The sequence below is a fragment of the Geodermatophilus sp. SYSU D00697 genome (assembly GCF_054050175.1).
This window is the reverse complement of the sequence record NZ_JBJGYV010000003.1, coordinates 250,044-273,102: the sequence shown is the minus strand read 5'-3', so window position 1 is coordinate 273,102 and position 23,059 is coordinate 250,044. Positions and strand designations below refer to the sequence as shown.

Below are 23,059 nucleotides of genomic sequence, written 5' to 3'. Positions count from 1 at the left end.
GCGACCCGTCGCGGTTTCCGGCTGCCCCCCGCGCAGGGCGGACAGCCCCGGTGGGGACCCCTGGCTAGCGTGACCGGGCTCACGCCGCCGAGAAAGGGTGCTGCCGCCGATGACGCTGCCGCCGTCCCCCGAGCACGTGCCCCCGGGGTACGACCGCCCCCCGCAGTACGAGGGCATCGTCGCCGAGCGGGACGTGTACGTGCCGATGCGGGACGGCGTCTCGCTGTGCGTCGACGTCTACCGGCCCGACACCGACGAGCCGCTGCCGGCGCTGCTGGCGTTCGCGATCTACAACAAGGACATCCAGGGCCCCGACACCGCGCAGAACGTCCCGCCCCAGCCGGCCTGGTCGCCGCTGTGGAGCGGGCCGATGGAGGCCGGCGACACCCGCTTCCTCACCTCCCGGGGCTACGTCCACGTCATCGGGATGCCCCGCGGGGTGGGCAAGTCCGAGAGCGGCGGCGCCCGCACGTGGGACTCCTACGACCTCATCGAGTGGATCGCCCAGCAGCCGTGGTGCGACGGCAACGTCGGCATGGTCGGCATCTCCGGCTTCGGCGCGGAGCAGGTGCACGTGGCCCGGCAGCGGCCACCGTCGCTCAAGGCGGTCTTCCCCTTCGACCCGCGCGGCGCCTACGGCGAGCTCGGGGGGTTCCGCGAGGAGTACCCGGGCGGCGTCGTCCACCTGTTCCGCTACCTCGTGGGGCACTTCGGCACCTTCCACCAGGACCGGGGCGCGCCCGGGGAGCTGCCGCCCGAGCGCGAGGCGCTCTGGCGCGAGGCGATGGCCGACCCCGACTACGCCATCCACCCGCACCTCTACAACGTCATCACGATGAAGGGCCAGCTCATGCCGGCCTTCTTCAACGTGCTCATCGACCCGTACGAGGCCGAGGGCGTGGTCGAGCGCAGCGAGGCCGAGTTCGGCCAGATCGACCTGCCCGTCTACACCGGTTCGGGCTGGTACGGCTACACGTACAAGACCCACCTGCAGGGCGCGCAGACCTACTGGCGGCACATCGCCAGCCGGGACAAGAAGCTGCTGTTCGCCGGGCCCGCGCACCTCGAGCGGCCCTTCCACGGGCTGCACTCGGAGATCCTGCGCTGGTACGACCACTGGCTGAAGGGCATGGACACCGGCGTCCTCGACGAGCCGCCGGTCCGGTACTGGGTGACCGGGGCCAACGAGTGGCGCACCGGCACCGACTGGCCGCTGCCCGAGACGCAGTGGACGCCGTTCTACCTGAACAGCTGGGAGCGGCTGCGCCCGCAGCCGTTCGTGCCCTCGTCGGTCGACGACACCATCCCGCCCGACGCGTTCGTGCAGATGCCGCTCACCCACACCCGCACGGTGAGCAGCCTGCGCTACGTCAGCGAGCCGCTGAGCGAGCCGGTGCTCGTCGCGGGGCCGGCGAAGCTCCGGCTGTTCGCCGCGATCGACCAGGACGACACCACCTGGATCGTCACGCTCAAGGACATCGGCCCCGACCCGCACGTGATGACCGTCCGCGAGGGCGAGCGCGAGCTGCGCAGCGACCTGCCCGAGCGCGAGCTGACCCGCGGCTGGCTCAAGGCGTCGAACCGGGCCCTGGACCCCGAGCGCAGCACCGAGTGGAAGCCCTTCCACGAGCTCACCCGGGCCGCCGCGCAGCCGGTGGCGCCCGGCGAGGTCGTCGAGTACGAGATCGAGATCCTGGCGACGGCGAACCTCTTCCAGAAGGGGCACCGCATCTGCGTCGAGATCAGCAGCATGGACGTGCCCACCGGCGTCGCCGGGGCGACCAACGCGGAGTACGTCCCCTACCACGTGACCAGTTCCCGGACGACGCTGCACAGCATCTACCACGACACGGCGCGGCCCTCGGCCCTGCTGCTGCCCGTCATCCCGCTGGACCCACCGGCACCCGGAGGCACCGACTCATGACCGACCTGCACACCCCCCGCGAGGACGCCCCCGTCCAGCCCGAGGACGTCACCGAGGAGACGGTCACCGACGCGACCGTCGAGAGCTTCGCGCACACCGCCGACCCGCGGCTGCGCGAGCTGCTCTCCGCCGTCGTCCGCGGCCTGCACTCGGCGATCCGCGAGGTGGAGCCGACGATCGCCGAGTGGGAGACGGCGATCGACTTCCTCACCCGCACCGGCCAGAAGTGCGACGACGTCCGGCAGGAGTTCGTGCTGCTCTCCGACGTCCTCGGGGTCTCGGCCCTGGTCGAGAACATCAACCACCGCAAGGTCGCCGGCGCCACCGAGGCGACCGTGCTCGGGCCCTTCCACATGACCGTCTCCCCGGTGCGGGAGAACGGCGACTCCATCGACGAGGTGGGCGGCCGCGAGGTGTGCGTCGTCGAGGGCCGGGTGCTGTCGACCGACGGCGCGCCGATCCCCGGCGCCACCGTCGACGTCTGGCAGGCCGACGAGGACGGCTTCTACGACGTGCAGCGGCCCGACGTCCAGCCGCCCGGCAACGGCCGCGGGCTGTTCACCACCGACGACGAGGGCCGGTTCTGGTTCCGCACCGTCGTCCCGGCGCCCTACCCCATCCCCACCGACGGCCCGGTCGGCGAGCTGCTGGCCGCCACCTCGCGGCACGCCTACCGGCCGGCGCACATCCACTTCATCGCCGAGGCCGCCGGCCACGTGCCGGTGACCACGCACATCTTCGTGGCCGGCAGCCCCTACCTGGACTCCGACGCGGTGTTCGCGGTCAAGCGCAGCCTGGTGCGGGACTTCGCCCCCGTGGACGACGCCGACCGGGCGGCCGGCTTCGGCGTCGAGAGCCCCTTCCGGCACGCGGTGATCGACCTGGTCGTCCAGCCCGCGGGTACGCCGCAGCCGTGACCGCCACCCTGCCCGGCCCGCTGACCGGGCAGCGGGTGCGCCGCCAGGACGGCGACGCGTACCTCACCGGCCGGGCGGTCTACACCGCCGACGTCCGGCTCCCGGGCACGACGCACGCCGCGCTGGTGCGCTCGCCGCACGCGCACGCCCGCGTGGTGGCGATCGACACCGAGGCGGCCGGCGCGCTGCCCGGGGTGGTCGCGGTCGTCACCGGCGCGGAGGCGGCCCGGCACTGCGACGAGATCCCGCACGGGCTGGACGCCGGCCACCTCGGCGGCCACCACGCCGTCGTCCGGCCCCTGGCCGTCGGCACCGTCGTGTACGCCGGCGAGCCGGTGGCCGCCGTCGTCGCCGAGACCGCCGCCGACGCCGCCGCGGGAGCGGCGGCGGTCGCGGTCACCTACGAGCCGCTGCCCGCGGTGCTCGACGCGGAGGAGGCGCTGCGCCCCGGCGCGCCCCTCGTCCACCCGGAGTGGGGCGACAACGTGCTCATCGAGCGCGAGGTCGGCCCCGACGACTTCGCCACCGCCTCGGCCGGTGCGGCCCACCTGCTGGAGGGCGAGGTGCGCGCGCACCGCGGCACCGCCGCGCCGATGGAGCCCCGCGCGTCCGTGGCCTCCTGGGACGCGGCCGGCCAGCGGCTGACCGTGCACGCCACCACCCAGAACCCGCACGTGCTGCGCACCGTGCTCGCGGCCTGCCTGCGCCTGGACGAGCAGCAGATCCGGGTCGTCGCGCCGCGGCTCGGGGGATCGTTCGGGCTGAAGATGTACGGCAACCGCGAGGACTTCCTCGCTCCGCTGCTCACCCTCCTGGTCGGCCGGCCGGTGTCGTGGGTGGAGGAGCGCTCGGCCACGCTGCAGGCCGGCACCCGCGAGCAGGTGATGCGCTACCGGGTGGCCTTCGACGACGACGGCCGGCTGTGCGCGCTCGACGTGCACGCCGTCTCCGACCACGGCGCGGCCGCGGCGACCCACGGCTGGGGGATGGCCCACGTGGGCGCGCTCGCCACCGGGCTGGGGTACGCACTGCCCTCCTGCCACGTGCGCTACCAGGTGGTGGTCACCAACAAGACGCCGTGGGTGGGCACGAAGCCCTTCGGCAAGGACAGCGCGACGCTGCTGGTCGAGCGCGTGCTGGAGCGGGTGGCGGCCACGGTCGGCGTGGACGCCGCCGAGGTCCGCCGGCGCAACTTCGTGCCGCCCGGCGCGTTCCCGTACCCGCACACCTCGGGGCTGGAGCTCGACAGCGGCGACTACGCGACGGCGCTGGACCTCACCCTGCGCCGGCTCGACCACGACGCCGTCCGCGCGCAGCAGGCGGCCGCCCGCGCGGAGGGCCGGCTGCTGGGCGTGGGCCTGGCCTTCGAGCTGATGCCCGAGAGCGCGGACATCCCCGGCGCCCTGGTCGCCGCGTTCGACACCTCGACGGTGCGGGTCTCCCCCACCGGCCGGGTCACGGTCCTCACCGGGGTGACCTCGCCGGGCACCGGCAACGACACCGCCATCGCGCAGCTGGTGGCCGACGAGCTCGGGGTGAGCCTCGGCGCGGTCACCGTCGTCCAGGGCGACACCGACCGGTGCCCCTACGGCTTCGGCAACATCTCCAGCCGGTCGATCATCACCGGCGGGAACGCCGCGGTGCTCGCCGCCCGGGACGTCGCCGGCACGCTGCGCACCGCGGCGCGGGCACTGCTGGGGGCCGGGCCGGACGAGGAGGTGCGGCTGGCCGGCGGGATCGCGGAGGTTGCGCCGGGACGGACCGTGCCGATCAGCGCGGTCGCCAACGCCGTCGCGACGCTGACCTACCGGCTGGACCTCGACATCGAGCCGCAGCTGGAGTCGACCCGCACCTACCGGCCGACCAACGTCCGGCAGCAGCCCGACGCCCTGGGCCGGATGCAGACCTACACGACCTACCCCTACGCGGTGCACGCGTCGGTGCTCGAGGTGGACGCCGAGACCGGGGTGGTCACCCTGCTGCGGCACGTCGTCACCCACGACTGCGGCACCGTGGTCAACCCGCTGTTCGTCGACGGGCAGGTCACCGGCGGCGTGGCGATGGGCATCGGGGCGGCCCTCGGCGAGGAGCTGCGGTACGACGCCGCCGGGGCGCCGCTGAGCACCGGGTTCAAGACCTACCTCCTGCCCCGGGCGCTGGACCTGCCCCGGATCGAGCTCGAGCACCTGTGCACCCCCGCCCCCGGCACCCCGCTGGGCGCGAAGGGGGTCGGCGAGGCCGGCTTCTCCGGCGCGCTGGCCGCGGTCGTCAACGCGGTCAACGACGCCCTCGCCCCGCGCGGAGCGGCGCTGGACTCGACCCCGGTCAGCCCGCCGCGGGTGCTGGCGGCCCTCGCGGGGGCCGACGCGTGATCGCCACCCGGTTCGGCTACGTCGCGCCGCGGGACCTCCCCGGCTGCCTGGACGCCCTGGCCGGCGGCGGCCGTGTCCTCGCCGGCGGGACCTGGGTGCTGCCGGAGATGGACCGCGGCGAGTCGGCCCCCACCCGGCTGGTCGACCTGCGCCGGGCCCGCCTCGGCGGGGTCGCCGTCACCGGGACGGGGCTGTGGCTCGGCACGATGTGCACCTACGCCGACCTGCTGGCCAGCCCCGCGGTCGCGACGCAGGCACCGCTGCTGCGGACCATGGCCGGGGGCATCACGGGCGGCTGGGCGCTGCGCAGCCAGGCCACGGTGGGTGGCGCGGCGGTCGCCGCCCGCCCGCAGTCCGACGTCCCGGCCGCGCTGGTGGCCTCCGGCGCGGTCGCGCTCGTGGCCGGCCCCGACGGGGAGCGGGCCGTGCCCGCGCACGAGCTGTTCGCCGGGGCTTCGCGGTCGACCGTGGGCGCCGGCGAGCTGCTGATCGGCTTCGACCTGCCGTCCGCGGCCGGGGCCGGCTCCGGCTACGTCAAGCTCAAGCGCGGCGCCAGCTCCTGGCCGATCGCGACCGCCGCCGCGCTGGTGCGACTGGACGACGCCGGGGCCTGCACCGACGCCACGCTGGTGCTCGGCGGGGTGGCCGCCGTCCCGGTCCGCGCCGACGTCTCGGCACTGGTCGGCTCGGTCCCCGGCGAGGAGGAGCTGCGGGCCGCCGCGGACCTCGCCGCCGCCGCGGTCACCGAGCCCTGGGAGGACGTGCTCGCGCCGGCGTCCTACCGGGCCGCGGTCGCCTCCCCCGTGGCCCGGCGCGCGCTGGCGGCGGCAGTGGCCACTGCCCGAGGAACCACTGCCCGAGGAGCCACCGCCCGAGGAGCCACCGCCCGAGGAGCCACTGCCCAGGGGGCCACCGCCCGGACGGAGGGAGCACGGCCGTGACGGAGGACGCCGACCGGGTGGAGCTCACGCTGACGGTGGACGGCAGGCGGCGCACGGCCGCGGTCGACCCCCGCTCGCTGCTGCTCGACGCCCTCCGTGACGACTTCGGCGCGACCGCCCCCAAGGCCGGGTGCCGCACCGGCGACTGCGGCGCCTGCACCGTGCGGGTGGACGGCGCGATCGCGAAGTCCTGCCTGCGGCTGGCCGTCGCCGAGGACGGCGCCGACGTCGACACGATCGCCTCGATGGCCGACGGCGAGGAGCTCACCGCGCTGCAGCGCGCCTTCTGGGACGCCAACGCCTTCCAGTGCGGCTTCTGCCTGTCCGGGATGCTGTTCGCCGCCGAGGACCTGCTCGAACGGGTCGCCGCACCGACCGAGGCCGAGGTCCGCGAGGCGCTCAGCGGCAACCTGTGCCGGTGCACCGGCTACGACGCGATCGTCGACGCGGTCCTGCGGTGCGGATCCGACGGCGGCCGGTCCGACCGCGACTGACCGGGGCGCTCAGATCCAGCCGCGGCGCTTGAACACCCAGTAGAGGGTCACGCTCACCCCGACCATCAGCACCAGCGCGAACGGGTAGCCGAGGTGCCAGTGCAGCTCGGGGATCGCGTCGAAGTTCATCCCGTACACGGTGCCCACCAGCGTCGGCGCGAAGAGGATGGCCGCCCACGCGGAGATCTTCTTGACCTCCTCGCCCTGGGCGATCGAGGCCTCGGTGAGCTCGCGGATCTCCTCGTTCTGCCGCTGGGCGACCAGTGTGGCGTTGACCGTGAGGATGTCGCGCAGCTGCAGCCGGAACGCCTCGACCCGCTCGGTGACCTGGACGACGTGGTCGGCCACGTCGCGCAGGTAGCTGCGCAGGTCCTCGTCGACGCCGTACTTGTCGAACCCCGCGGTGATCTGGTCGAGGATGCCGGTCAGCGGCGCGGCGGCGCGCTGGAACTCCAGCACCTCCTGGGAGAGCTCGTAGATGCGCCGCGACACCCCCGGGTCCCCGCGGAAGACCTCGGTCTCGATCTCGTCGATGTCGTTGGCCAGCCCGGCGACCACCGGGGAGTAGCCGTCGACGACGGCGTCGAGGATCGCGTAGAGGACCGCCTCGCTGCCCTTCTCCAGCAGCGCCGGCTCGCTCTCCAGCCGGCGGCGCACCCGGGAGAGGTCCGGCGACTCGCTGTGCCGCACGGTGATGGCGAAGTTGCGGCCGAGGAAAAGGTGCAGCTCCCCGAACTCGACCTCCTCGGCCGCGTCGAGGTACCGGGCGGCCTTGAGGACGACGAACAGCGTGTCGCCGTACCGCTCGAACTTGGGCCGCTGGTGGGCCTTGATCGCGTCCTCGACCGCGAGCTCGGGCAGGTCGTACTGCTCGGCGAGCTCACCGAGCTCCCCCGGCTCGGGCCGGTAGAGGCCCAGCCACACCAGGCGCTCGGGGTCCTCGAGCAGCCACTCGTGGCTCTCGGCGGCCGTCTCCGGCGTGGCCACCCGCCGGCCTGCGGAGTAGACGGCGTTGTCGACGATCAGCACCTTGCGCGCGCCGTCCACGGGGGCGGCCGGCTGCGCCGGGGCGGGCGCGAGGGTCAGCTCGGGCCGCGAGCGGCGGCCCAGGGACAGGGCGGTGAGGGACGCACGACGGCGGTCGACCACGACGGACTCCCGGGGGACGCTGGGGCGGGGGGACGCGTCGGAGGCCCGCACCCGCCTCGGCCCGCTGCTGGTCCCCGGCCGCGAGCGGCGGGGCAGCGGGGTCGGTCACCGGGCGGCGCGGACCTCGGAGCCGGTACTGGGGGGTTCGCTGCGCACGCGCTCGTTCCTTCCCGCCGTCCGTGGGGCCTCCGGTCGGCAGGCCGTCGTCCATCGTGACACGTCCTGTCCAACCGCCTCCCCCGAGCGGGTGAACGGCGGCCGTCGCCGGGACGACCAGGCCGTGCCGGGACCCGGTCCAGGGACCGTCAACCGCATTTCTCGGAGAGCACAACAATTCAGCAGTCGGCGGAACGTACCATTTCGTCACGCATTTCCCGCGCCATTCCGAGCAGACTCCGGGAGGTCGGCACACCCTGCTCTCCGAGAGGCCCGGGACCATGCACACCATCGCGTCGACCAGCCCGAACGTCCCCCTGCTGCTCACCGGAGGCCCGTCCCTGAGCCTCCCCGACGCCGTCTACGACCGGCTGCTCGGCGAGCGGATCGTCTTCCTCGGTGAGGCCGTCGACGACGCCGTCGCCAATCGTGTGGCGGCGCAGGTGCTGCTGCTGTCGGCCGAGGACCCGCAGCGCGACATCCACCTGTACGTCAACTCACCCGGCGGCTCGGTCAGCGCCGGCATGGCCGTCTACGACGCGATGCGGTTCGTCGACTGCGACGTGGCCACCTACGGCCTCGGCATGGCCGCCTCGATGGGCCAGTTCCTGCTCAGCGCCGGCACGCCCGGCAAGCGGCACGCCCTGCCGCACACCCGGATCATGATGCACCAGCCCTCGGCGGGCGTCGGGGGCACGCAGTCCGACATCGCCATCCAGGCCGAGTTGTTCGGGCGGCTCAAGCGGGAGATCAACGAGCTGCAGGCCCGGCACTCCGGGCAGACCGTCGAGCAGATCGAGGCCGACTCCGACCGCGACCGGTGGTTCACGCCCGAGGAGGCCCTCCGGTACGGCCTCGTCGACCACGTCGTCGCCCGCGCCGCCGCCCTCCCCGAGCACGGCGACGGGCTGGACACCTAGCCGAGGCCGGGTCCGCGTGTCCACCGACCGGCGGTGTGCGTCCGTGGCGACTCCCGCGGCCGGGACCCGCCACCGCCGCACACTGCCTCGCGGCCGCGCATCGGCCGGACGGCGCTCCCGGCGGGGTCAGCCGACGCCGGGCACGGGTCGGCTTCCACCCCCGGTCCGCTCCTCCGTCGCTGGCGCTCCCTGCGATGCCCCCGGCGGTGTCAGCCGACGTTCAGCACGAGGTCGATCAGCAGCGGCAGCAGGACGACGATCAGCAGCGCGCCGAGGACGTCGAAGGAGATCCCCGACCGGATCATCTTGGTGATCGGCACGACGCCGGAGCCGTAGACGATCGCGTTCTGCGGCGTCGACACCGGCAGCATGAACCCGAAGGACGCGGCGAACGTGGCCGCCAGCGCCGGCACGAACGGGTTGATGCCCGCCGCCACGGCCACCGGGATGACGATCGGCACGACGACGGCGGCCGAGGCGGTGTTGCTGGTCGTCTCGGAGATGACGATGGCCAGGATCACCGCGAAGACGGTGATCGCGATCGTGCTGGTCAGCCCGAGCGCGTCCGACGAGCCCTGGCCGATCGTCTCGGCCAGGCCGGTGTCGGCCAGCAGCGAGCCGAAGATGATCCCGGTGCCGAACAGCAGGATCGTGCCCCAGTCGATCTTCGCGGCGTCCGACCAGTTGAGCGTGAACTCCCGCGCCTTCCAGTCGGTGGGCAGCAGGAACAGCAGCGAGGCGCCGAGGACGGCGACGATGCCCTCGTCCAGCCGGTCGCTGATCGTCGTGTACAGGTCGGAGTCGGTGCCGGCGGTCAGCGCGATGACGCCCGGGAAGATCCACAGGACGACGGTGACGCCGAACGCGACGAGCGTGTTCTTCTCCGCCCGCGTCACCGGGCCGAGCTCGGCGCGCTCCCGCTGCACGTACTCGTGCACGCCCTCGATCCGCTTGATCTCCGGCCGGTTGAGCAGCAGCAGGACGGCGGCGAGCGCCACGAACATCAGCGCGCAGATCGGCAGCGCCATGAGCATCCAGTCGAGGAAGCCGATCCGCTCCCCCGTCGCCTCCTCGATCAGCCCGCGGCCGATCAGGTTGGGCGGCGTGCCGACCGGCGTGATCAGCCCGCCGACGCTGGCGCCGTAGGCGAGCATCAGCATCAGCGCCACGCCGACGCGCAGCCGCAGCGGGTCGAAGTCCGGTGCGACCAGCTCCTTGTCCTGCATCAGCTTGGCGATCACCGAGAGGATGCCGATCGCCGTCGGCAGCAGCATGGCCACGGTCGCGGTGTTGGAGACGAACGCCGAGAGCAGGGCGGTGATCAGCCCGAAGGCGATGATGACGCGCGCGGTCGAGCCGCCGACCCAGCGCATGGACAGGATGGTCATGGCGAACCGCCGGGCGACGCCGTGCTTGAGCATCGCGGCGGCGAGGATGAACGCGCCGATGAAGGTGAACACCGTCGTCGACCCGAACGGCCCCAGCGCGTCGTCGGCCGGCACCACGCCGAGGACGACGATCGCCCCGACCCCGATCAGCCCGCCGACCGGGATCGGCACCGGCTCGGTGATCCACAGGACGATGACCCCGAGCAGGACGGCGGCCAGCAGGTGCTGGTCTCGCGGCAGGTCCAGCGGCAGCAGCGCGAAGACGATGGACACGATCGGGGCGAGGAACAACCCGACGGTGCGGCGGCCCTTCTCGAACCGCTCCTCGGCCGGGCTGAGCTGCTGCTCCCCCAGGCTGCGGTAGGTGGCGGAGCCGCGGAAGGCGGCGTCGACGTCGGTCCGCTGTCCGGACCCGGGCCTGCGATCGGTGGTCGTCATGCCGCCCTCCCCTGGGATGTGACCCAGACCATAGGAGAAGGACCCTCCTGCTCCCCACCACTTGGCGGCTCGCGGCGCGACCCTGGCGGAGGTCCGGGTCAGCGTGCGGCGAAGGTCCCCGCCGGGTAGGCGCCGGCCGCGACGAGTCGCGCCGACAGTCCCTTGCCGAGCGCCACGACCCGCGCCGTCCGCTCTGGTCCCAGGTGCTGCCACGGCGCCGCCGACAGCTCGTCGGTCTCCGCCTCGATCGCGGCGCGCAACTCCCGACCGGCACGGGTCAGGCCGCCGTCGGCCAGCAGGCCCCGCTCGGTGAGCCGCGCGCCGGCCGCGCGCCACTCCTCCTCGCTCCAGCCCCGGGTGGCCTGCGCCGCGGCCACGGTGAAGCCGCGTCCGGTGACCGTGTGGGTGACCAGCGCCTCGAGCCCGGACAGGCCGTGCCGCAGCAGGCTCGCGACATGGCCGTCGCCGCGGTGCTCGCGCAGCAGGGTGGCGCCGTGCCAGACGACGAGCAGCGGCTCGTCGGGCCACGGCAGGTCGGCGGTGCCGGCGTAGATCGGGCGGCCCTCGGGGGTCAGGGTGCCGCACGCCTCGCGGAGCAGGCCGGCCAGCTCGGCGACCTCCGGGGCGTCCGCGGCCGCCGGCCCGAGCAGCCGGGTCAGGGACGCCCGCGCGGCGGTGGCGCGGGCCGCGACGACCTGCTCGGGGGTGGCCAGGGTCCAGGCGCGCGGGATGTGGCGGGCCACGATCGCCGGCGCGAAGTTGTAGAAGGTCGCCGTCACCAGGCCGGGGCCGACCGCACCCATCGGTGCCGCACGCCCGGCGAAATAGCACATCCGGCCCGGGCGCAGGCCGAGCGCGGTGAGGTGCTCGTCCTGCTCCGGCGCGAAGTACAGGTGGTTGTGCAGCGGCTCGACAGCGCGGTGGGCGCGGGCGACGTCGGCGAGGTGATCGGCACTGACCATGCGGGGCACCCTAGAAGGACCCCCTGCCCCCCGCCCCTCGCACGCTCGCGGCGGGACCCTGCAGGGGGCCGCCCTACCCCCGCCCCTCGCACGCTCGCGGCGGGACCCTGCAGGGGGCCGCCCTACCCCCGCCCCTCGCACGCTCGCGGCGGGACCCTGCAGGGGGCCGCCCTGCCCCGCCCCTCGCAGGCTCAGGGCAGGCCGGTGTCGGGCGGGTCGAGGGAGCGCAGCCAGCGGCGCTGCCAGGGCGTCTCGACCGCGCGGGGGTGGAACCGGGCGCGGACCCAGCCCACCGCCTCCTCGGCCGGGAGCCCGTCGAGGACGGCGAGCGCGGCCAGCGCCGTGCCGGTGCGCCCGACGCCGCCGTGGCAGGCCACCTCCACCCGATCCCCGGCGCGCGCCCGCTCCAGCGCCTCGCGCAGGGCGTCGAGGGTGTCGGCGCGGTCGCTGGGCACCCCGAAGTCCGGCCACCGGACCCGGCGGGCCGGCCAGGGCGGCAGGGGGCCGGCGCCGAGGACGACGGTGTGGTCGGCGGGGGTCGCCGGAGCGGCGAGGCGGCGGCCGCGGACCCGGGCACCGCCGGGGAGCACGACGATGCCGGTGTCGTCGCCCTCCGGCCAGCCCATCGGCGGTCAGCCGACCGGGGTCAGGCAGCGCGCCCACGAGGTGCGCGTGCGGACCGGCGCGAACCCCAGCCGCCGGTAGAGGGCCGGCGCCCCTGTGGGGTTCTCGCTGTCGACCTGCAGCCCCGAGGTCGCGCAGTCGGCGGCCGCCGCCGCCCGCAGCGCCGCGGTGATCGCCGCCGTGGCCACCCCCCGGCCGCGGGCCGGCCGCAGCACGCCGATCTGACCGAGGTGGGCCTGCCGGGCGCCGGTGGCGCGGGTGTCGGCCTCGTAGACGTAGGCCAGGACGTAGCCGACCACCGCCCCGTCGGCCAGGGCCAGCACCGAGAGGTCGGGGCGGAACGCCCGCTGCCCGGTGAACCAGCTGCGCCAGGCGGCCTCGTCGCGCTCGGTGGAGCCGAAGTGGTCGGTGAAGGCGGCGTTGTGTGCCCGGCGCACCTCCTCGTCGCGGTCCCAGCCGAACGGCACGAGGTCGATCCCGGGCACCACCGGCACCTCGGGCAGGTCGGTCAGCGGCCGCTCCATGTCCCAGTACCAGCGCTCGGGCTCGAACGCCGCCCGCCGCAGCAGACCCTCCAGCGAGGTCATCGCCCGGTACACCGAGACGGTCAGCCGCGCCGGGGCCTCCGGCTGCTCCGCGGCGTGCAGCTCCGCGCCACGGCCGAGCTGCCAGTCGAGCAGGACGCGGCCGATGCCGCGCCCGCGCGCGTCGGGGTGCACCCGGCCCTCCAGCCACACCCGGAAGGCGTCGCGCCCGCCGCCCGGGGAGATCGCCGTGGCCCAGCCGACCAGCCGCCCGTCGGCCGTGCACACGGCCCGGCCGTCGCGGGCCAGGTCGACGCGGTCGTTGCCCCAGAACTCCACGAGGTCGTCGGCGTCCTCGTGCTCCCCGGTCCCGTCGACGGTCTCCGCGGCGGCGAGCAGCTCGGCGGCGGCGGGGGCGTCGTCGAGGCTCAGCGGGCGGGCCGTGAGGCCCTCGGGCAGCGCGTGCACGGGGTCGGAGCGTAGGGACGGCGTCCGCCGGGGTCGACCGGGTTTCCCGGGGTGGCTTGCGCCCGCACCGGCGGCGCCGCCAGCATCGCAGGACGCCGTGGAGAGGAGGGCCCGTGTCCCGCTTCCTCGTCATCGCCTCGTACTCGCCGCAGGGGGCGCGGGCGGTCATGGCCGCGGGCGGGTCGGCCCGGCGCAGCGTCTTCGAGCACGCCGTCCTGGACCTGCACGGGCGCCTGGAGACCTTCGACTTCGCACTCGGCGCCGACGACGTCTACGCCATCGTCGACCTGCCCGACGCCGCCGCGGCCGCCGCCCTGTCGCTCACGATCAGCGGCGGCGGGGTGGCCGTCGTGCGCACCGTCGTCCTACTGCCCCCGGAGGAGCTCGACCGGGCCGCGCAGTTGCACCCCTCCTACTCCCCCGGGCCCGGCTGACCGGCTCGGGCGGGCAGCACCGCCCCCGTCACCGCGCGCAGGAACGGCAGCACCGCCTGCTCGACGCCGACCGGGTCGTCCAGCATCGGCCAGTGGCCGCTGTCGGCCAGCACCACGACGCGGGCCTGCGGGAACGTCTCGCGCTGCCGCTCGGCGTACTCCACCGGCAGGTACGGGTCCCGACCTCCCCACACCACCAGCACCGGACGGTCGATCCCCGCCAGTCGCCGGTGCAGGTCCTCGCAGACCGCCGCCATGTCGGTGGCCCGGTACAGCCGCAGGACGGCGCGCTGGGTGGCCCGGTCCTTGGAGCTGCGGTACATCCGGTCGACGGCGTCCGAGGGCAGGCCCCGCGGGTTGCCGCGACCGAGCACCGCCTGCATCCCCCGCCGGGTGCCGGTCCGGAGGAAGAGCTCGCCGAGCCCCGAGGTGCGCCAGATCCGCGCCAGGGCGTGCCAGCGGTAGCCGCGCAGCACCCCGATGTCGACCAGCGTCGCGCTGGCCAACCGGTCGGGGTGGTCGGCCGCCCACCACAGCCCCCACGGACCGCCGAAGTCGTGCAGCACCAGGTGCGCCCGGCGGATGCCCAGCTCGTCGAGGAGACCGCCGAGGTGCCGCGCGTAGCCGTCGACGGTGTACACGAAGGTGCCGGGCTTGTCCGCACCGCCGAAGCCGGGCATGTCCGGGGCGACCGCCCGCGCGAAGGCCCCGGTGCGGGCGACCAGGCGCCGCCAGTCCTCCGCCGGGCCGGGGTTGCCGTGCAGGAACACGACGGCCTCGTCGGCGTCGGCCGGGCCCGCGGTCAGGTACGGGGACCGGACGCCGGCCACGGTGACCGCACCCTCGCTCACCGGCGCCAGGTCGGCGGTCATGCCGGCATCCCCTCGCGGTCGACGGCAGCGCGCGGCGCCGGGATCGGCGGTGTCGGCGGCGCCGGTGGCGCGGCCGCCCCGGTGCCCCGGCCGGCCCGGACGGCGGCGGCCAGGATCCGTGGCCGGAACAGCGCCGTCGGCTTCTCGAGCATGCCGATCACCCGGGAGTACACGTCCGCGACGACGGGGTCCCGGGTGGAGGCGGCGTCGACGCGGTCGAGGTAGCGGTGCTGCATCCGCAGGAGCGGGCCGGCGGTCGTGCCGGTGGTCGTCGGGTAGCGCAGGTCCTCGCCGGTGGCCAGCATCCAGGGGTCGGCGTTGCGCCGGGCCAACTCCCGCTGGAACCGACGGGCCAGCCCGTCGAGGTCCCCGGCCGGGCGCCGCTGCCGGTGAGCGCGGAGACAGTCGTCGAGCGCCTCGGCGGCGACCGCGGCGGTGGTCATCCCCTGCCCGTAGACGGGGTTGAAGGAGCAGACGGCGTCCCCCAGGACGACGAACCGCTCCGGCCACCGGCGCATCCGCTCCAGGTGCACCTGCCGGTTGACCGTGCCCCGGTGTCCGCGGATGTCGGTGACCGGTTCGGCGACGGCGACCGCGTCCGCGAGGACCGGGGAGCTGAGGCGGCGCATGAACGCGGTGAACCCCGCCTCGTCGGTCGGCGGGTGCTCGTGGGCCGCGCCCATCAGCGAGACCATCCAGTGCCCGCCCTCGATCGGGAACAGGTACCCGGTGCGCGGGTTCTCGGGCGCCTGGGCCATCAGCATGAGGGCCCGCCAGTCCGCCGAGAAGCCGTCGGGGACCCGGTAGACCCGGCTGGCGTACGCGATGTGCGAGTCCACCTGCGTGATCGTGGGCGTGGGGTACCCGAGCCCGGCCAGCCACGGGACCGTACGGGACCCGCGCCCGGACGCGTCGACGACCAGGTCGCCGTCGGCGAGGGACACCGCACCCCCGTCGACCCCCCGCACGCCCACGCCCCGGACGGCCCGACGGTCCTCGGACGTCCGCAGCCCGGTCACCTCGTGCCCGTCGAGGACGGTGACGCCCGGGAGCTCCCGCACCCGGCGGCGCACCATCGCCTCGATGAGCGGGCGGCTGGCCGACAGCAGGGTCCATCCCCGCGCCCGCCGGTCCGTCCAGCCCGCCCGCGAGAGCAGCGCGATGTCCCCGGGCACGCGCAGCGGCACGGCCCCGGCCGCCTGCACGTCCTCCGAGAACCCGGGGAACAGCGCGTCGAGGACGCTCGACCCGCGAGCGAGCAGCACGTGCACCTGGCGGCTCTGCGGCACTCCCTTGCGGTGGTCCGCGCCGTCCGGGAGGAGGTCGCGCTCCACGATCGTCACCCGGTCGACGTGGCCGGCCAGCACGCGGGCGGCCAGCAGGCCGGCCATGCTCGCGCCGATGACCACCGCGGAGCCGGTCCCCGGGTCCCTGCGGTCGGTGGGTGTCTCGGTCATCTCCGGCCCTCCCCCGGCAGACAGCGGGTCGACCGCCAGCCCACACCGGGAGCCGACCGCCGGGCCAGTGGCCAAGTGCCCTCCCGGCCAGGAGCTCACCAGCCGGGGAGGAAGAGGCAGAACGGGTGGCCGGCGGGGTCCTGACAGACCCGGACGCCGTCCTGCGGCTGGACGTCGGCCACCGTCGCACCGGCCTCGACGGCGAGCGCCACGGCGGCGTCGAGGTCGTCGACCTCGATGTCGAGGTGCAGCTGCATGCGGGGGTCGCCGTCCCTGGCCGGCCACACCGGCGGGACGTGCTGCTCCTCGCGTTGGAAGGACAGCCCCGGGCCGCCGTCCTCCGGCCGCAGGGTGGCCCACTCGGGGGTGTCCTCGCGCAGGGGCCAGCCCAGCAACCGCCGGTAGAAACGCGCCAGCCCCTGCGGGTCCGGGGTGTCGAGGACGGTCGCGGTCAGCGTGAACGACGGCATCAGGCCTCCGGTCCGGACGACGGCTCCCCGCCGCCGAGGCGCACGAACAGGCAGAACAGGTGACCGTCCGGGTCGGCGTAGATGCGGACGTCCTCGTGCGGCTCGGTGTAGCGGGAGAGGAACCGGGCGCCGGCGGCCTCGGCGTGCGCGCTCGCCGCGGCCAGGTCCTCCACCTCGAAGTCCAGGTGCAGCTGCATCTGCTGGGTGCCCGGCTCCGGCGGCCACACCGGCGGCACGTGCTGCTCCTCGCGCTGGAAGGACAGCCCGGGGCCGCCGTCGGCCGGGCGCAGGGTGGCCCAGTCAGGGCTGTCGTCGCGCAGCGGCCACCCCAGCAACCGGCCGTAGAAGCGGGCCAGGCCGCGCGGGTCCGGCGTCCCGAGGACGGCGGCGGTGAGGCGCAGGGCCGGGGTCACGGCTCGATCGTGAACAGCCGGGCACCGTTGTGCCACACGACGGCGCGCAGCCACTCCTCCCCCAGGCCCAGCCGGTGCAGCGCGGCCAGCTGGTGGGCGTAGGGGTACGGGATCGAGGGGAAGTCGCTGCCCAGCAGCACCTTGTCCTGCAGTGCCGCCAGCCGGGGCCGGTCGACGGGGTCGAAGGGCATCAGCCGCTCGGTGAAGTCGGTGGCGAACATCGTGGTGTCCAGGTGCACCCGCTCGTAGCGCTCGGCGAGGTCGAGGAACTGCCGGTACTCCGGCATGCCGAGGTGGGCGATGACCAGCCGCAGGCGCGGGTGGCGCTCCAGGAGCCCGGTCATGGGCTCGGGGCCGGTGTGCTCGCCGGCCAGCGGGCCCGAGCCGCAGTGGATGACCACCGGGGTCCCCGTCTCCTCCAGCCGCGCCCAGACCGGGTCGAGCAGGGGGTGCCGCGGGTCGAAGGCGCCGACCTGCACGTGCACCTTGAAGACCCGCACGCCACCGTCCAGCGCCTCGGCGACGTAGTGCGGTGCCTCGGGCTCGGGGAAGAACGTCGCCGACCGCAGCACCTGCGGGTGCTCGGCGGCGAACCGCGCGGACCAGTCGTTGAGCCAGGCGGCCATGCCCGGCTTGTGCGGGTAGGGCAGGGTCGGGAACGCCCGGACGCCGAGCCGCTCGAGGACGGCCAGCCGCTCGCCGTCGTCGGGCAGCGCGTACTGGATCGGCCAGGCGGCGCCGTAGTGCGTCTCGGCGGCCTCGAAGTACCGCCACACCTTGGCCTGCACCCGCTCGGGCAGGAAGTGCACGTGCACGTCGACCAGCCCGGGCAGGCCGAGCTCGCGCCAGTAGCGCGGGACGTCGGCGTCGTCGACCGGCGGCTGCAGCCCGCTCACCGGAGCGCCCTCGGCTCGACTCCGCCCTCGTTCCGCTCCTCGGTCGCTGGCGCTCCCTGCGATGCTCGCTCGGGCGTCGTCATCGCAGGACCCCCGGCTCGACTCCGTCCTCGTTCCGCTCCTCGGTCGCTGGCGCTCCCTGCGATGCTCGCTCGGGCGTCGTCATCGCAGGACCCCCGGCTCGACTCCGCCCTCGTTCCGCTCCTCGGTCGCTGGCGCTCCCTGCGATGCTCGCTCGGGCGTCGTCATCGCAGCGTGACGACGACCTTGCCCCGCACGTGCCCCTCGGCGACGAGAGCCTGCGCGTCGGCCACCTGCTCCAACGGGAAGGCCCGGGCGATCGGCACCCGCAGCTGGCCGGCGTCGGCCATCCGGCCGAGCTCCTCGAGGTCGTGGGCGTCGGGCCGGACGAAGACGTAGCGCCCGCCCATCTCGTTCACCACGGGGTCGACGACGCTGGCGATCCGCGCGCGGTCCCGGACCTGCTTCGGCGCGTCGGCCAGGGTGTCGCCGCCCACGAGGTCCAAGACGGCGTCCACGGGCTCGGACAGCTGGGCGCTGATCGGCCCGGCCGAGTAGTCGAGCACCTCGGCCGCGCCGGCGTCGCGCAGGAACCCGTGGTTGCGCGGGCTCGCCGTGCCGACGACGTGCGCGCCGAGCGCGACGGCGATCTGGACGGCGTTGAAGCCGACCCCGCCCGCGGCGCGGTGCACCAGCACGCGGTCGCCCTCCCCGACGTCGAGCACCTCGGTCAGCGCCTGGTAGGCGGTCAGGCCGGCCAGCGGCAGCGCGCCGGCCTCGGCGAACGACAGCGAGGCCGGCTTGTGCGCCAGGCACCGCTGCGGCGCGGGCACCAGCTCGGCCATGGCGCCCCACTGGACGTCGTCCCGGCGGACGTAGCCGAAGACCTCGTCACCGGCCCGGAGGTCGACGACCGCGGGACCGGCCGCCTCGACCACGCCGGACAGCTCCCACCCGGGGACGATCGGGAAGTGGTGCGGGAACGCGCCGGCGAGGAACCCCTGCCGGATGGCCATGTCGACGGGGTTGACCCCGGCCGCGTGCACCCGCACCAGGACGGTGTCCGGCCCGACCGGCGGGTCGGGCAGGTCGTCGCGGACGGAGAGGACGTCGAGGTCGCCGAACCGGTCGTAGGCGGCGCCCCTCACCGGCGGCCCTTCACGTACCGGCCGAAGGCCCGCTGGATCTCGCGGCGGGAGTCCCGCTCGGCCATGTCCTGCCGCTTGTCGTAGGACTTCTTGCCCTTCGCCAGGGCGAGGGTGGCCTTGACCTTGCCGTCCTTGAAGTAGAGGTCGAGCGGCACGAGGGTGAGGCCGCCCTCCTTGGTCTTGCCGATCAGCTTGTCGATCTCGGCGCGGTGCATGAGCACCTTGCGCTTGCGCCGCGGCGCGTGGTTGGTCCAGGTGCCCTGGGTGTACTCGGGGATGTGGACGTGCTGCAGCCACACCTCGCCGTCGTCCACCGTGGCGAACCCGTCGACGAGCGAGGCACGGCCTTCACGCAGGCTCTTCACCTCGGTGCCGGTGAGGACCAGGCCCACCTCGTAGGTGTCGAGGATCGAGTAGTCGTGCCGCGCCTTCTTGTTCTGGGCGATCAGCTTCCGCCCCTGTTCTCGCGGCATGTCCCCAGGTTAACGCCGCACCGGGACCTTCCACCGCGCGTGTACCGGGCCTAACCTGCTACGACGCACGACCGCTCCACCCCACGGACGACCGGCCGGTCAGCCTGGAGGAGCCGATGGCCGCAGCCGCAGGAGTCGGCGTCCCCGCCGATCCCGGGTGCCCCGTGCAGACCGCGTCGGCGTCGCGACGGGCGGGCGGCCCGACCGCCCCGGCCGCCGCCTTCCTCGGCGCCGAGATCCCGGGAGCCCCGGGCCGGTGGGCTCCCACTCCCCGAGGAGAGGACCGTGGCCGAGTCGCGCCCTGAGACCGTGGGTGGCGGGGACGTCGCCACCGAGATCCCCAGTAGGAACCTGGCGCCGCTGACGTACGCCGACCTGCCGGAGCCGCTGCCCATGCGGAAGGTGCTCGGGCCGAGCGTGCTCCTGCTGGCGGGCGCGATCGGCTCGGGCGAGTACGTGCTGTGGCCCTACATCACCTCGCAGGTCGGGCTGAGCCTGGTCTGGCTGGTCGTGATCGGCGTCGGCACCCAGTACTTCCTCAACATGGAGATCGAGCGGTACACGCTGGCGACCGGGGAGACCGCGGTCACCGGCTTCACCCGGCTGTGGAAGGCCTGGGGCCCGCTGTTCATCGTGATGACGGTCGTGCCGTGGGCGTGGCCCGGCTGGGCCACCGGCGGGACGACGACGCTGGGCTTCGTGCTCGGGTACTCCGAGGCGGCGGTCCCCTACATCACGATCGGCGTCCTGCTGCTGATCGGCGCCGTCCTCACGGTGTCGCCGGTCGTCTACCGGACCGTCGAGAAGATCCAGTTCTTCTTCGTCGGGCTGATCGTCCTGTTCATGCTGTACGCGCTCGTCGCGCTGCTCGGCGCCGACGGCTACGCCGCCCTCGGCCGGGGGTTCGTCGAGGTCGGCCGGATCCCCGAGGGGGTCCAGGCGATCGGCGCCGCCACCCTCCTGGGCGCGATCGCGTTCGCCGGCGCGGGCGGTTCGCTCAACCTCGTCCAGTCCAACTGGGCCCGCGACAAGGGCCTCGGCATGGGCGCCCGGCTGCCGAAGATCGTCTCGCCGATCACGGGCGAGGAGGAGGCCGAACCCTCGATCGGCTACTTCTTCCGCCGCGACGAGGGCAACATGCGGCGGTGGCGCGGCTGGTGGCGGGTCGCCGACCGCGAGCAGTTCGTGACGTTCTTCGTCGTCGGCGCGGTGGCGCTGCTGACCTTCATGGCGCTGACGTACGTGACCGTCGGCGTCGGCGGCTCGGCCGAGAGCTTCGACTTCATCCGGGTCGAGGGCGAGGCGCTGCAGGCCCGCCAGGGCGACTGGCTGGGCGTGACGTTCTGGCTGATCGGCACCGTCGTCCTCTTCTCCACCAACCTCGCGGTGCTGGACATGGTGGGACGGGTGACGGCCGACGTGCTCAAGACCGGGCCGCTGGCCGCCAGCACCACGTGGACCGAGAGCCGGATCTACTTCGCCACCGTGTGGGCCGAGATCGTGTTCGGTTCGGTCATCCTGCTGTCGGGGGTGACCCAGCCGCTGGTCCTGCTCGTCATCGCCTCGGCCCTCAACGGGCTGGTGATGTTCGTGTACTCGTGCCTGCTGATCCAGCTGAACCGGCGGACGCTGCCCCGGGAGATCGGGCTGCGCGGTGGCCGGCTCGTGGCGATCGGGTGGGCCGTGCTGTTCTACGGCTTCTTCTCGGCGATCCTGCTGTGGGACCAGGCCGGCCAGCTGTTCGGGTGACGCACCCGTGCCGACGCGACGAGGTCTGCGCAGTGGCGGCCATCAGGGCGTTGATGGCGACCACTGTGCAGATCTCGCCGACGGGGTCGCGGGCTACAGCCGCACGTACAGGCGCAGCGTGACGTAGGCGGCGATCCCGGCCAGCCCCACGCCGGCGGCGGCGATGATCGGGCTGATGAAGGCGATCGCCGACCAGTCGACCGGCGGGATGATCCCGGCCTTGATCGGCCCGGCCAGGGTCTTGTCGACGAAGAGGACCTTGGTGAGCACCAGGCCGCCGACCGCGAGCAGCGCACCGATCAGCCCGGCGAGCGCCGCCTCGAGGATGAACGGCAGCTGGGTGTACCAGCGGGAGGCGCCGACCAGCCGCATGATGTTGGTCTCGTTGCGCCGGTTGAACGCCGCCAGCTGGATCGTGTTGGAGATCAGCAGCAGCGCCGCCAGGGCCTGGACGACGGCCACCGCGATCGTCGCGTTGCGGGCGCCGTTGAGCAGGCTGAACAACCGGTCGAGGAAGTCGCCCTCGTCGCGCACCTGGTCGACGCCGTTCTCCCCGTTGGGGAACTCCGCGGCGATGACCTCGTAACGCTCGGGGTTGACCAGCTCGACGCGGAAGCTCTCCGGCAGCGCGTCCTGCGGGGTGTTCTCCACGAGCTCCGGCTGCTGGCTGAACTGCTGCTGGAAGCGCTGGTAGGCCTCCTCCTTGGACTCGTAGAGGTAGCTGGCCACCTCGGGCGAGTCCGCGAGCTGCTGCTCGATCGCCGATCGCTGCTCGTCGGTGACGTCGTCGGCCAGGAAGATGGAGACCTGCACCTTGTCGTAGTAGATCTCCTTCATGTCGGAGATCATCCCGGCGATCAGCAGGCCGGTGCCCATGAGGCCCAGCGAGATGGCCGTGGTCAGGATCATCGCGACCGTCATGGTCAGGTTGCGACGCAGCCCGGTGGCCACCTCGGAGAGCACGAAGTTGACGCGCATGGATTCCCTGTCGTGAGTTCAGGCAGGCGGGGGCTCGGCAGCCCTGGAGCCGGTGGGACCTATCGGCCGACGCCGTAGACGCCGCGCGACTGGTCGCGGGTGAGCACTCCCCCGTTGAGCTCGATGACGCGGCGGCGCATGGAGTCGACGATGTGGTAGTCGTGCGTCGCCATGACCACGGTGGTGCCGGTGCGGTTGATCCGCTCCAGCAGCAGCATGATCCCCTCGCTGGTCTCCGGGTCGAGGTTCCCGGTGGGCTCGTCGGCGAGCAGCACCAGCGGCCGGTTGACGAACGCGCGGGCGATGGCGACGCGCTGCTGCTCACCACCGGAGAGCTCGCTGGGCAGCCGGTTGGCCTTGCCTTCCAGGCCGACCATCTCCAGCACCTCGGGGACGACGCGCTTGATGGTGCGCTGGGGCTTGTTGATGACCTCCAGCGCGAAGGCGACGTTCTGCGCCACGGTGCGGTTGCGCAGCAGGCGGAAGTCCTGGAAGACGCAGCCGATCGTGCGGCGCAGCTTCGGCACCTGCCACTTGCTCATCGTGTTGAGGGTCTTGCCGTTGACCTTGACGGTGCCCTTGGTGGGGTCGTCCTCCTTGAGCAGCAGCCGCAGGAAGGTCGACTTGCCAGAGCCGGAGGAGCCGATGAGGAAGACGAACTCCCCCTTGTCGATCTCCGTGGACACGTCATCGAGAGCCGGCCGGGAGCTGGCCGGGTACAGCTTGGTGACGTGTTGCAGTTCGATCACGAGGCGCCACGGTACCTTCCCCGAGGCGCATCCTGGTGCGTTCGCCACGGAACCGCCCCGGCTCGGGATCCGCGCAGCGTGACGGGGCCCGCGGACGTGCCAGGTCCCCCGTCACCCAGCGT

At 74.1% G+C, this 23,059-nt stretch carries 22 protein-coding genes; 8 read left to right on the top strand and 14 right to left on the bottom strand.

Going from position 1 to position 23,059, the window contains the following annotated elements; genetic code table 11:
- Positions 1–109 precede the first annotated feature (109 nt).
- From ACI79C_RS04980 to ACI79C_RS04960, 5 genes are read left to right on the top strand one after another with little or no spacing between them, the layout of a single operon-like run.
- Complete coding sequence (locus tag ACI79C_RS04980) at positions 110–1,924, top strand: CocE/NonD family hydrolase (RefSeq protein ID WP_456944514.1); 1,815 nt, start codon at positions 110–112, stop codon at positions 1,922–1,924.
- Positions 1,921–2,841 carry a dioxygenase family protein gene (locus ACI79C_RS04975; RefSeq protein ID WP_456944513.1) on the top strand — a complete coding sequence of 307 codons (921 nt, stop codon included), beginning with the start codon at positions 1,921–1,923 and terminating at the stop codon, positions 2,839–2,841. Before ACI79C_RS04980 ends, ACI79C_RS04975 begins: the two co-directional genes overlap by 4 nt.
- Entirely contained in the window at positions 2,838–5,213 is a 2,376-nt protein-coding gene (locus ACI79C_RS04970) for a xanthine dehydrogenase family protein molybdopterin-binding subunit (RefSeq protein WP_456944512.1), read from the top strand. Before ACI79C_RS04975 ends, ACI79C_RS04970 begins: the two co-directional genes overlap by 4 nt.
- Complete coding sequence (locus tag ACI79C_RS04965) at positions 5,210–6,154, top strand: FAD binding domain-containing protein (protein WP_456944511.1); 945 nt, start codon at positions 5,210–5,212, stop codon at positions 6,152–6,154. The genes ACI79C_RS04970 and ACI79C_RS04965 overlap by 4 nt, the downstream gene beginning before the upstream one ends.
- Entirely contained in the window at positions 6,151–6,648 is a 498-nt protein-coding gene (locus ACI79C_RS04960) for a (2Fe-2S)-binding protein (RefSeq protein WP_456944510.1), read from the top strand. The genes ACI79C_RS04965 and ACI79C_RS04960 overlap by 4 nt, the downstream gene beginning before the upstream one ends.
- A gap of 9 nt (positions 6,649–6,657) precedes the next feature.
- Here the strand turns inward: ACI79C_RS04960 and ACI79C_RS04955 are convergent, their stop codons facing one another.
- Positions 6,658–7,797, bottom strand: coding sequence for a magnesium and cobalt transport protein CorA (locus ACI79C_RS04955; protein ID WP_456944509.1), 1,140 nt, complete (start codon positions 7,795–7,797; stop codon positions 6,658–6,660).
- Positions 7,798–8,234: 437 nt separating this feature from the next.
- On the opposite strand from ACI79C_RS04955, the gene ACI79C_RS04950 reads away from it, so the two are divergent.
- Positions 8,235–8,873, top strand: coding sequence for an ATP-dependent Clp protease proteolytic subunit (locus ACI79C_RS04950; RefSeq protein WP_456944508.1), 639 nt, complete (start codon positions 8,235–8,237; stop codon positions 8,871–8,873).
- A gap of 209 nt (positions 8,874–9,082) precedes the next feature.
- Here the strand turns inward: ACI79C_RS04950 and ACI79C_RS04945 are convergent, their stop codons facing one another.
- From ACI79C_RS04945 to ACI79C_RS04930, 4 genes are all read right to left on the bottom strand, one after another.
- Positions 9,083–10,699, bottom strand: coding sequence for an SLC13 family permease (locus tag ACI79C_RS04945; protein ID WP_456944507.1), 1,617 nt, complete (start codon positions 10,697–10,699; stop codon positions 9,083–9,085).
- Positions 10,700–10,797: 98 nt separating this feature from the next.
- A complete protein-coding gene (locus ACI79C_RS04940) occupies positions 10,798–11,661 on the bottom strand; it encodes an SCO6745 family protein (RefSeq protein WP_456944506.1) in 864 nt (287 codons plus the stop codon).
- A gap of 191 nt (positions 11,662–11,852) precedes the next feature.
- Positions 11,853–12,287 (bottom strand): protein-tyrosine phosphatase family protein, encoded by a 435-nt coding sequence (locus tag ACI79C_RS04935; RefSeq protein WP_456944505.1) that lies wholly within the window; start codon positions 12,285–12,287, stop codon positions 11,853–11,855.
- A gap of 6 nt (positions 12,288–12,293) precedes the next feature.
- A complete protein-coding gene (locus ACI79C_RS04930; RefSeq protein ID WP_456944504.1) occupies positions 12,294–13,277 on the bottom strand; it encodes a GNAT family N-acetyltransferase in 984 nt (327 codons plus the stop codon).
- A 113-nt stretch (positions 13,278–13,390) separates the two neighbouring features.
- Here ACI79C_RS04930 and ACI79C_RS04925 point away from each other — a divergent pair, with 113 nt between their 5' ends.
- Positions 13,391–13,711 carry a GYD domain-containing protein gene (locus ACI79C_RS04925; protein WP_456944503.1) on the top strand — a complete coding sequence of 107 codons (321 nt, stop codon included), beginning with the start codon at positions 13,391–13,393 and terminating at the stop codon, positions 13,709–13,711.
- On the opposite strand, the gene ACI79C_RS04920 is transcribed toward ACI79C_RS04925, so the two are convergent.
- The 7 genes from ACI79C_RS04920 to smpB form a co-directional block, all read right to left on the bottom strand.
- Positions 13,690–14,583, bottom strand: coding sequence for an alpha/beta fold hydrolase (locus ACI79C_RS04920; protein ID WP_456944502.1), 894 nt, complete (start codon positions 14,581–14,583; stop codon positions 13,690–13,692). The genes ACI79C_RS04925 and ACI79C_RS04920 overlap by 22 nt on opposite strands.
- Positions 14,580–16,040 carry an FAD-dependent oxidoreductase gene (locus ACI79C_RS04915; RefSeq protein WP_456944501.1) on the bottom strand — a complete coding sequence of 487 codons (1,461 nt, stop codon included), beginning with the start codon at positions 16,038–16,040 and terminating at the stop codon, positions 14,580–14,582. The genes ACI79C_RS04920 and ACI79C_RS04915 overlap by 4 nt, the downstream gene beginning before the upstream one ends.
- A 95-nt stretch (positions 16,041–16,135) precedes the next feature.
- A complete protein-coding gene (locus ACI79C_RS04910) occupies positions 16,136–16,510 on the bottom strand; it encodes a VOC family protein (RefSeq protein WP_456944500.1) in 375 nt (124 codons plus the stop codon).
- Complete coding sequence (locus ACI79C_RS04905) at positions 16,510–16,923, bottom strand: VOC family protein (RefSeq protein ID WP_456944499.1); 414 nt, start codon at positions 16,921–16,923, stop codon at positions 16,510–16,512. The genes ACI79C_RS04910 and ACI79C_RS04905 overlap by 1 nt, the downstream gene beginning before the upstream one ends.
- Complete coding sequence (locus ACI79C_RS04900; RefSeq protein ID WP_456944498.1) at positions 16,920–17,819, bottom strand: amidohydrolase family protein; 900 nt, start codon at positions 17,817–17,819, stop codon at positions 16,920–16,922. The genes ACI79C_RS04905 and ACI79C_RS04900 overlap by 4 nt, the downstream gene beginning before the upstream one ends.
- A gap of 245 nt (positions 17,820–18,064) precedes the next feature.
- Entirely contained in the window at positions 18,065–18,988 is a 924-nt protein-coding gene (locus ACI79C_RS04895; protein ID WP_456944497.1) for an NADP-dependent oxidoreductase, read from the bottom strand.
- Positions 18,985–19,461, bottom strand: a complete 477-nt coding sequence (gene smpB / locus ACI79C_RS04890) for an SsrA-binding protein SmpB (RefSeq protein WP_456905912.1) — start codon at positions 19,459–19,461, stop codon at positions 18,985–18,987. The genes ACI79C_RS04895 and smpB overlap by 4 nt, the downstream gene beginning before the upstream one ends.
- A 285-nt stretch (positions 19,462–19,746) precedes the next feature.
- On the opposite strand from smpB, the gene ACI79C_RS04885 reads away from it, so the two are divergent.
- Positions 19,747–21,210, top strand: coding sequence for an Nramp family divalent metal transporter (locus tag ACI79C_RS04885; RefSeq protein WP_456944496.1), 1,464 nt, complete (start codon positions 19,747–19,749; stop codon positions 21,208–21,210).
- 93 nt (positions 21,211–21,303) lie between these two features.
- Here ACI79C_RS04885 and ftsX read toward each other — a convergent pair whose 3' ends face one another.
- Together ftsX and ftsE are read right to left on the bottom strand one after the other, a co-directional pair.
- On the bottom strand, positions 21,304–22,188 hold the full coding sequence (ftsX, locus tag ACI79C_RS04880; RefSeq protein WP_456944495.1) for a permease-like cell division protein FtsX: 885 nt from the start codon (positions 22,186–22,188) through the stop codon (positions 21,304–21,306).
- Positions 22,189–22,247: 59 nt separating this feature from the next.
- Positions 22,248–22,937, bottom strand: a complete 690-nt coding sequence (ftsE, locus tag ACI79C_RS04875; RefSeq protein WP_456944494.1) for a cell division ATP-binding protein FtsE — start codon at positions 22,935–22,937, stop codon at positions 22,248–22,250.
- Between the last annotated feature and the right edge of the window lie 122 nt (positions 22,938–23,059).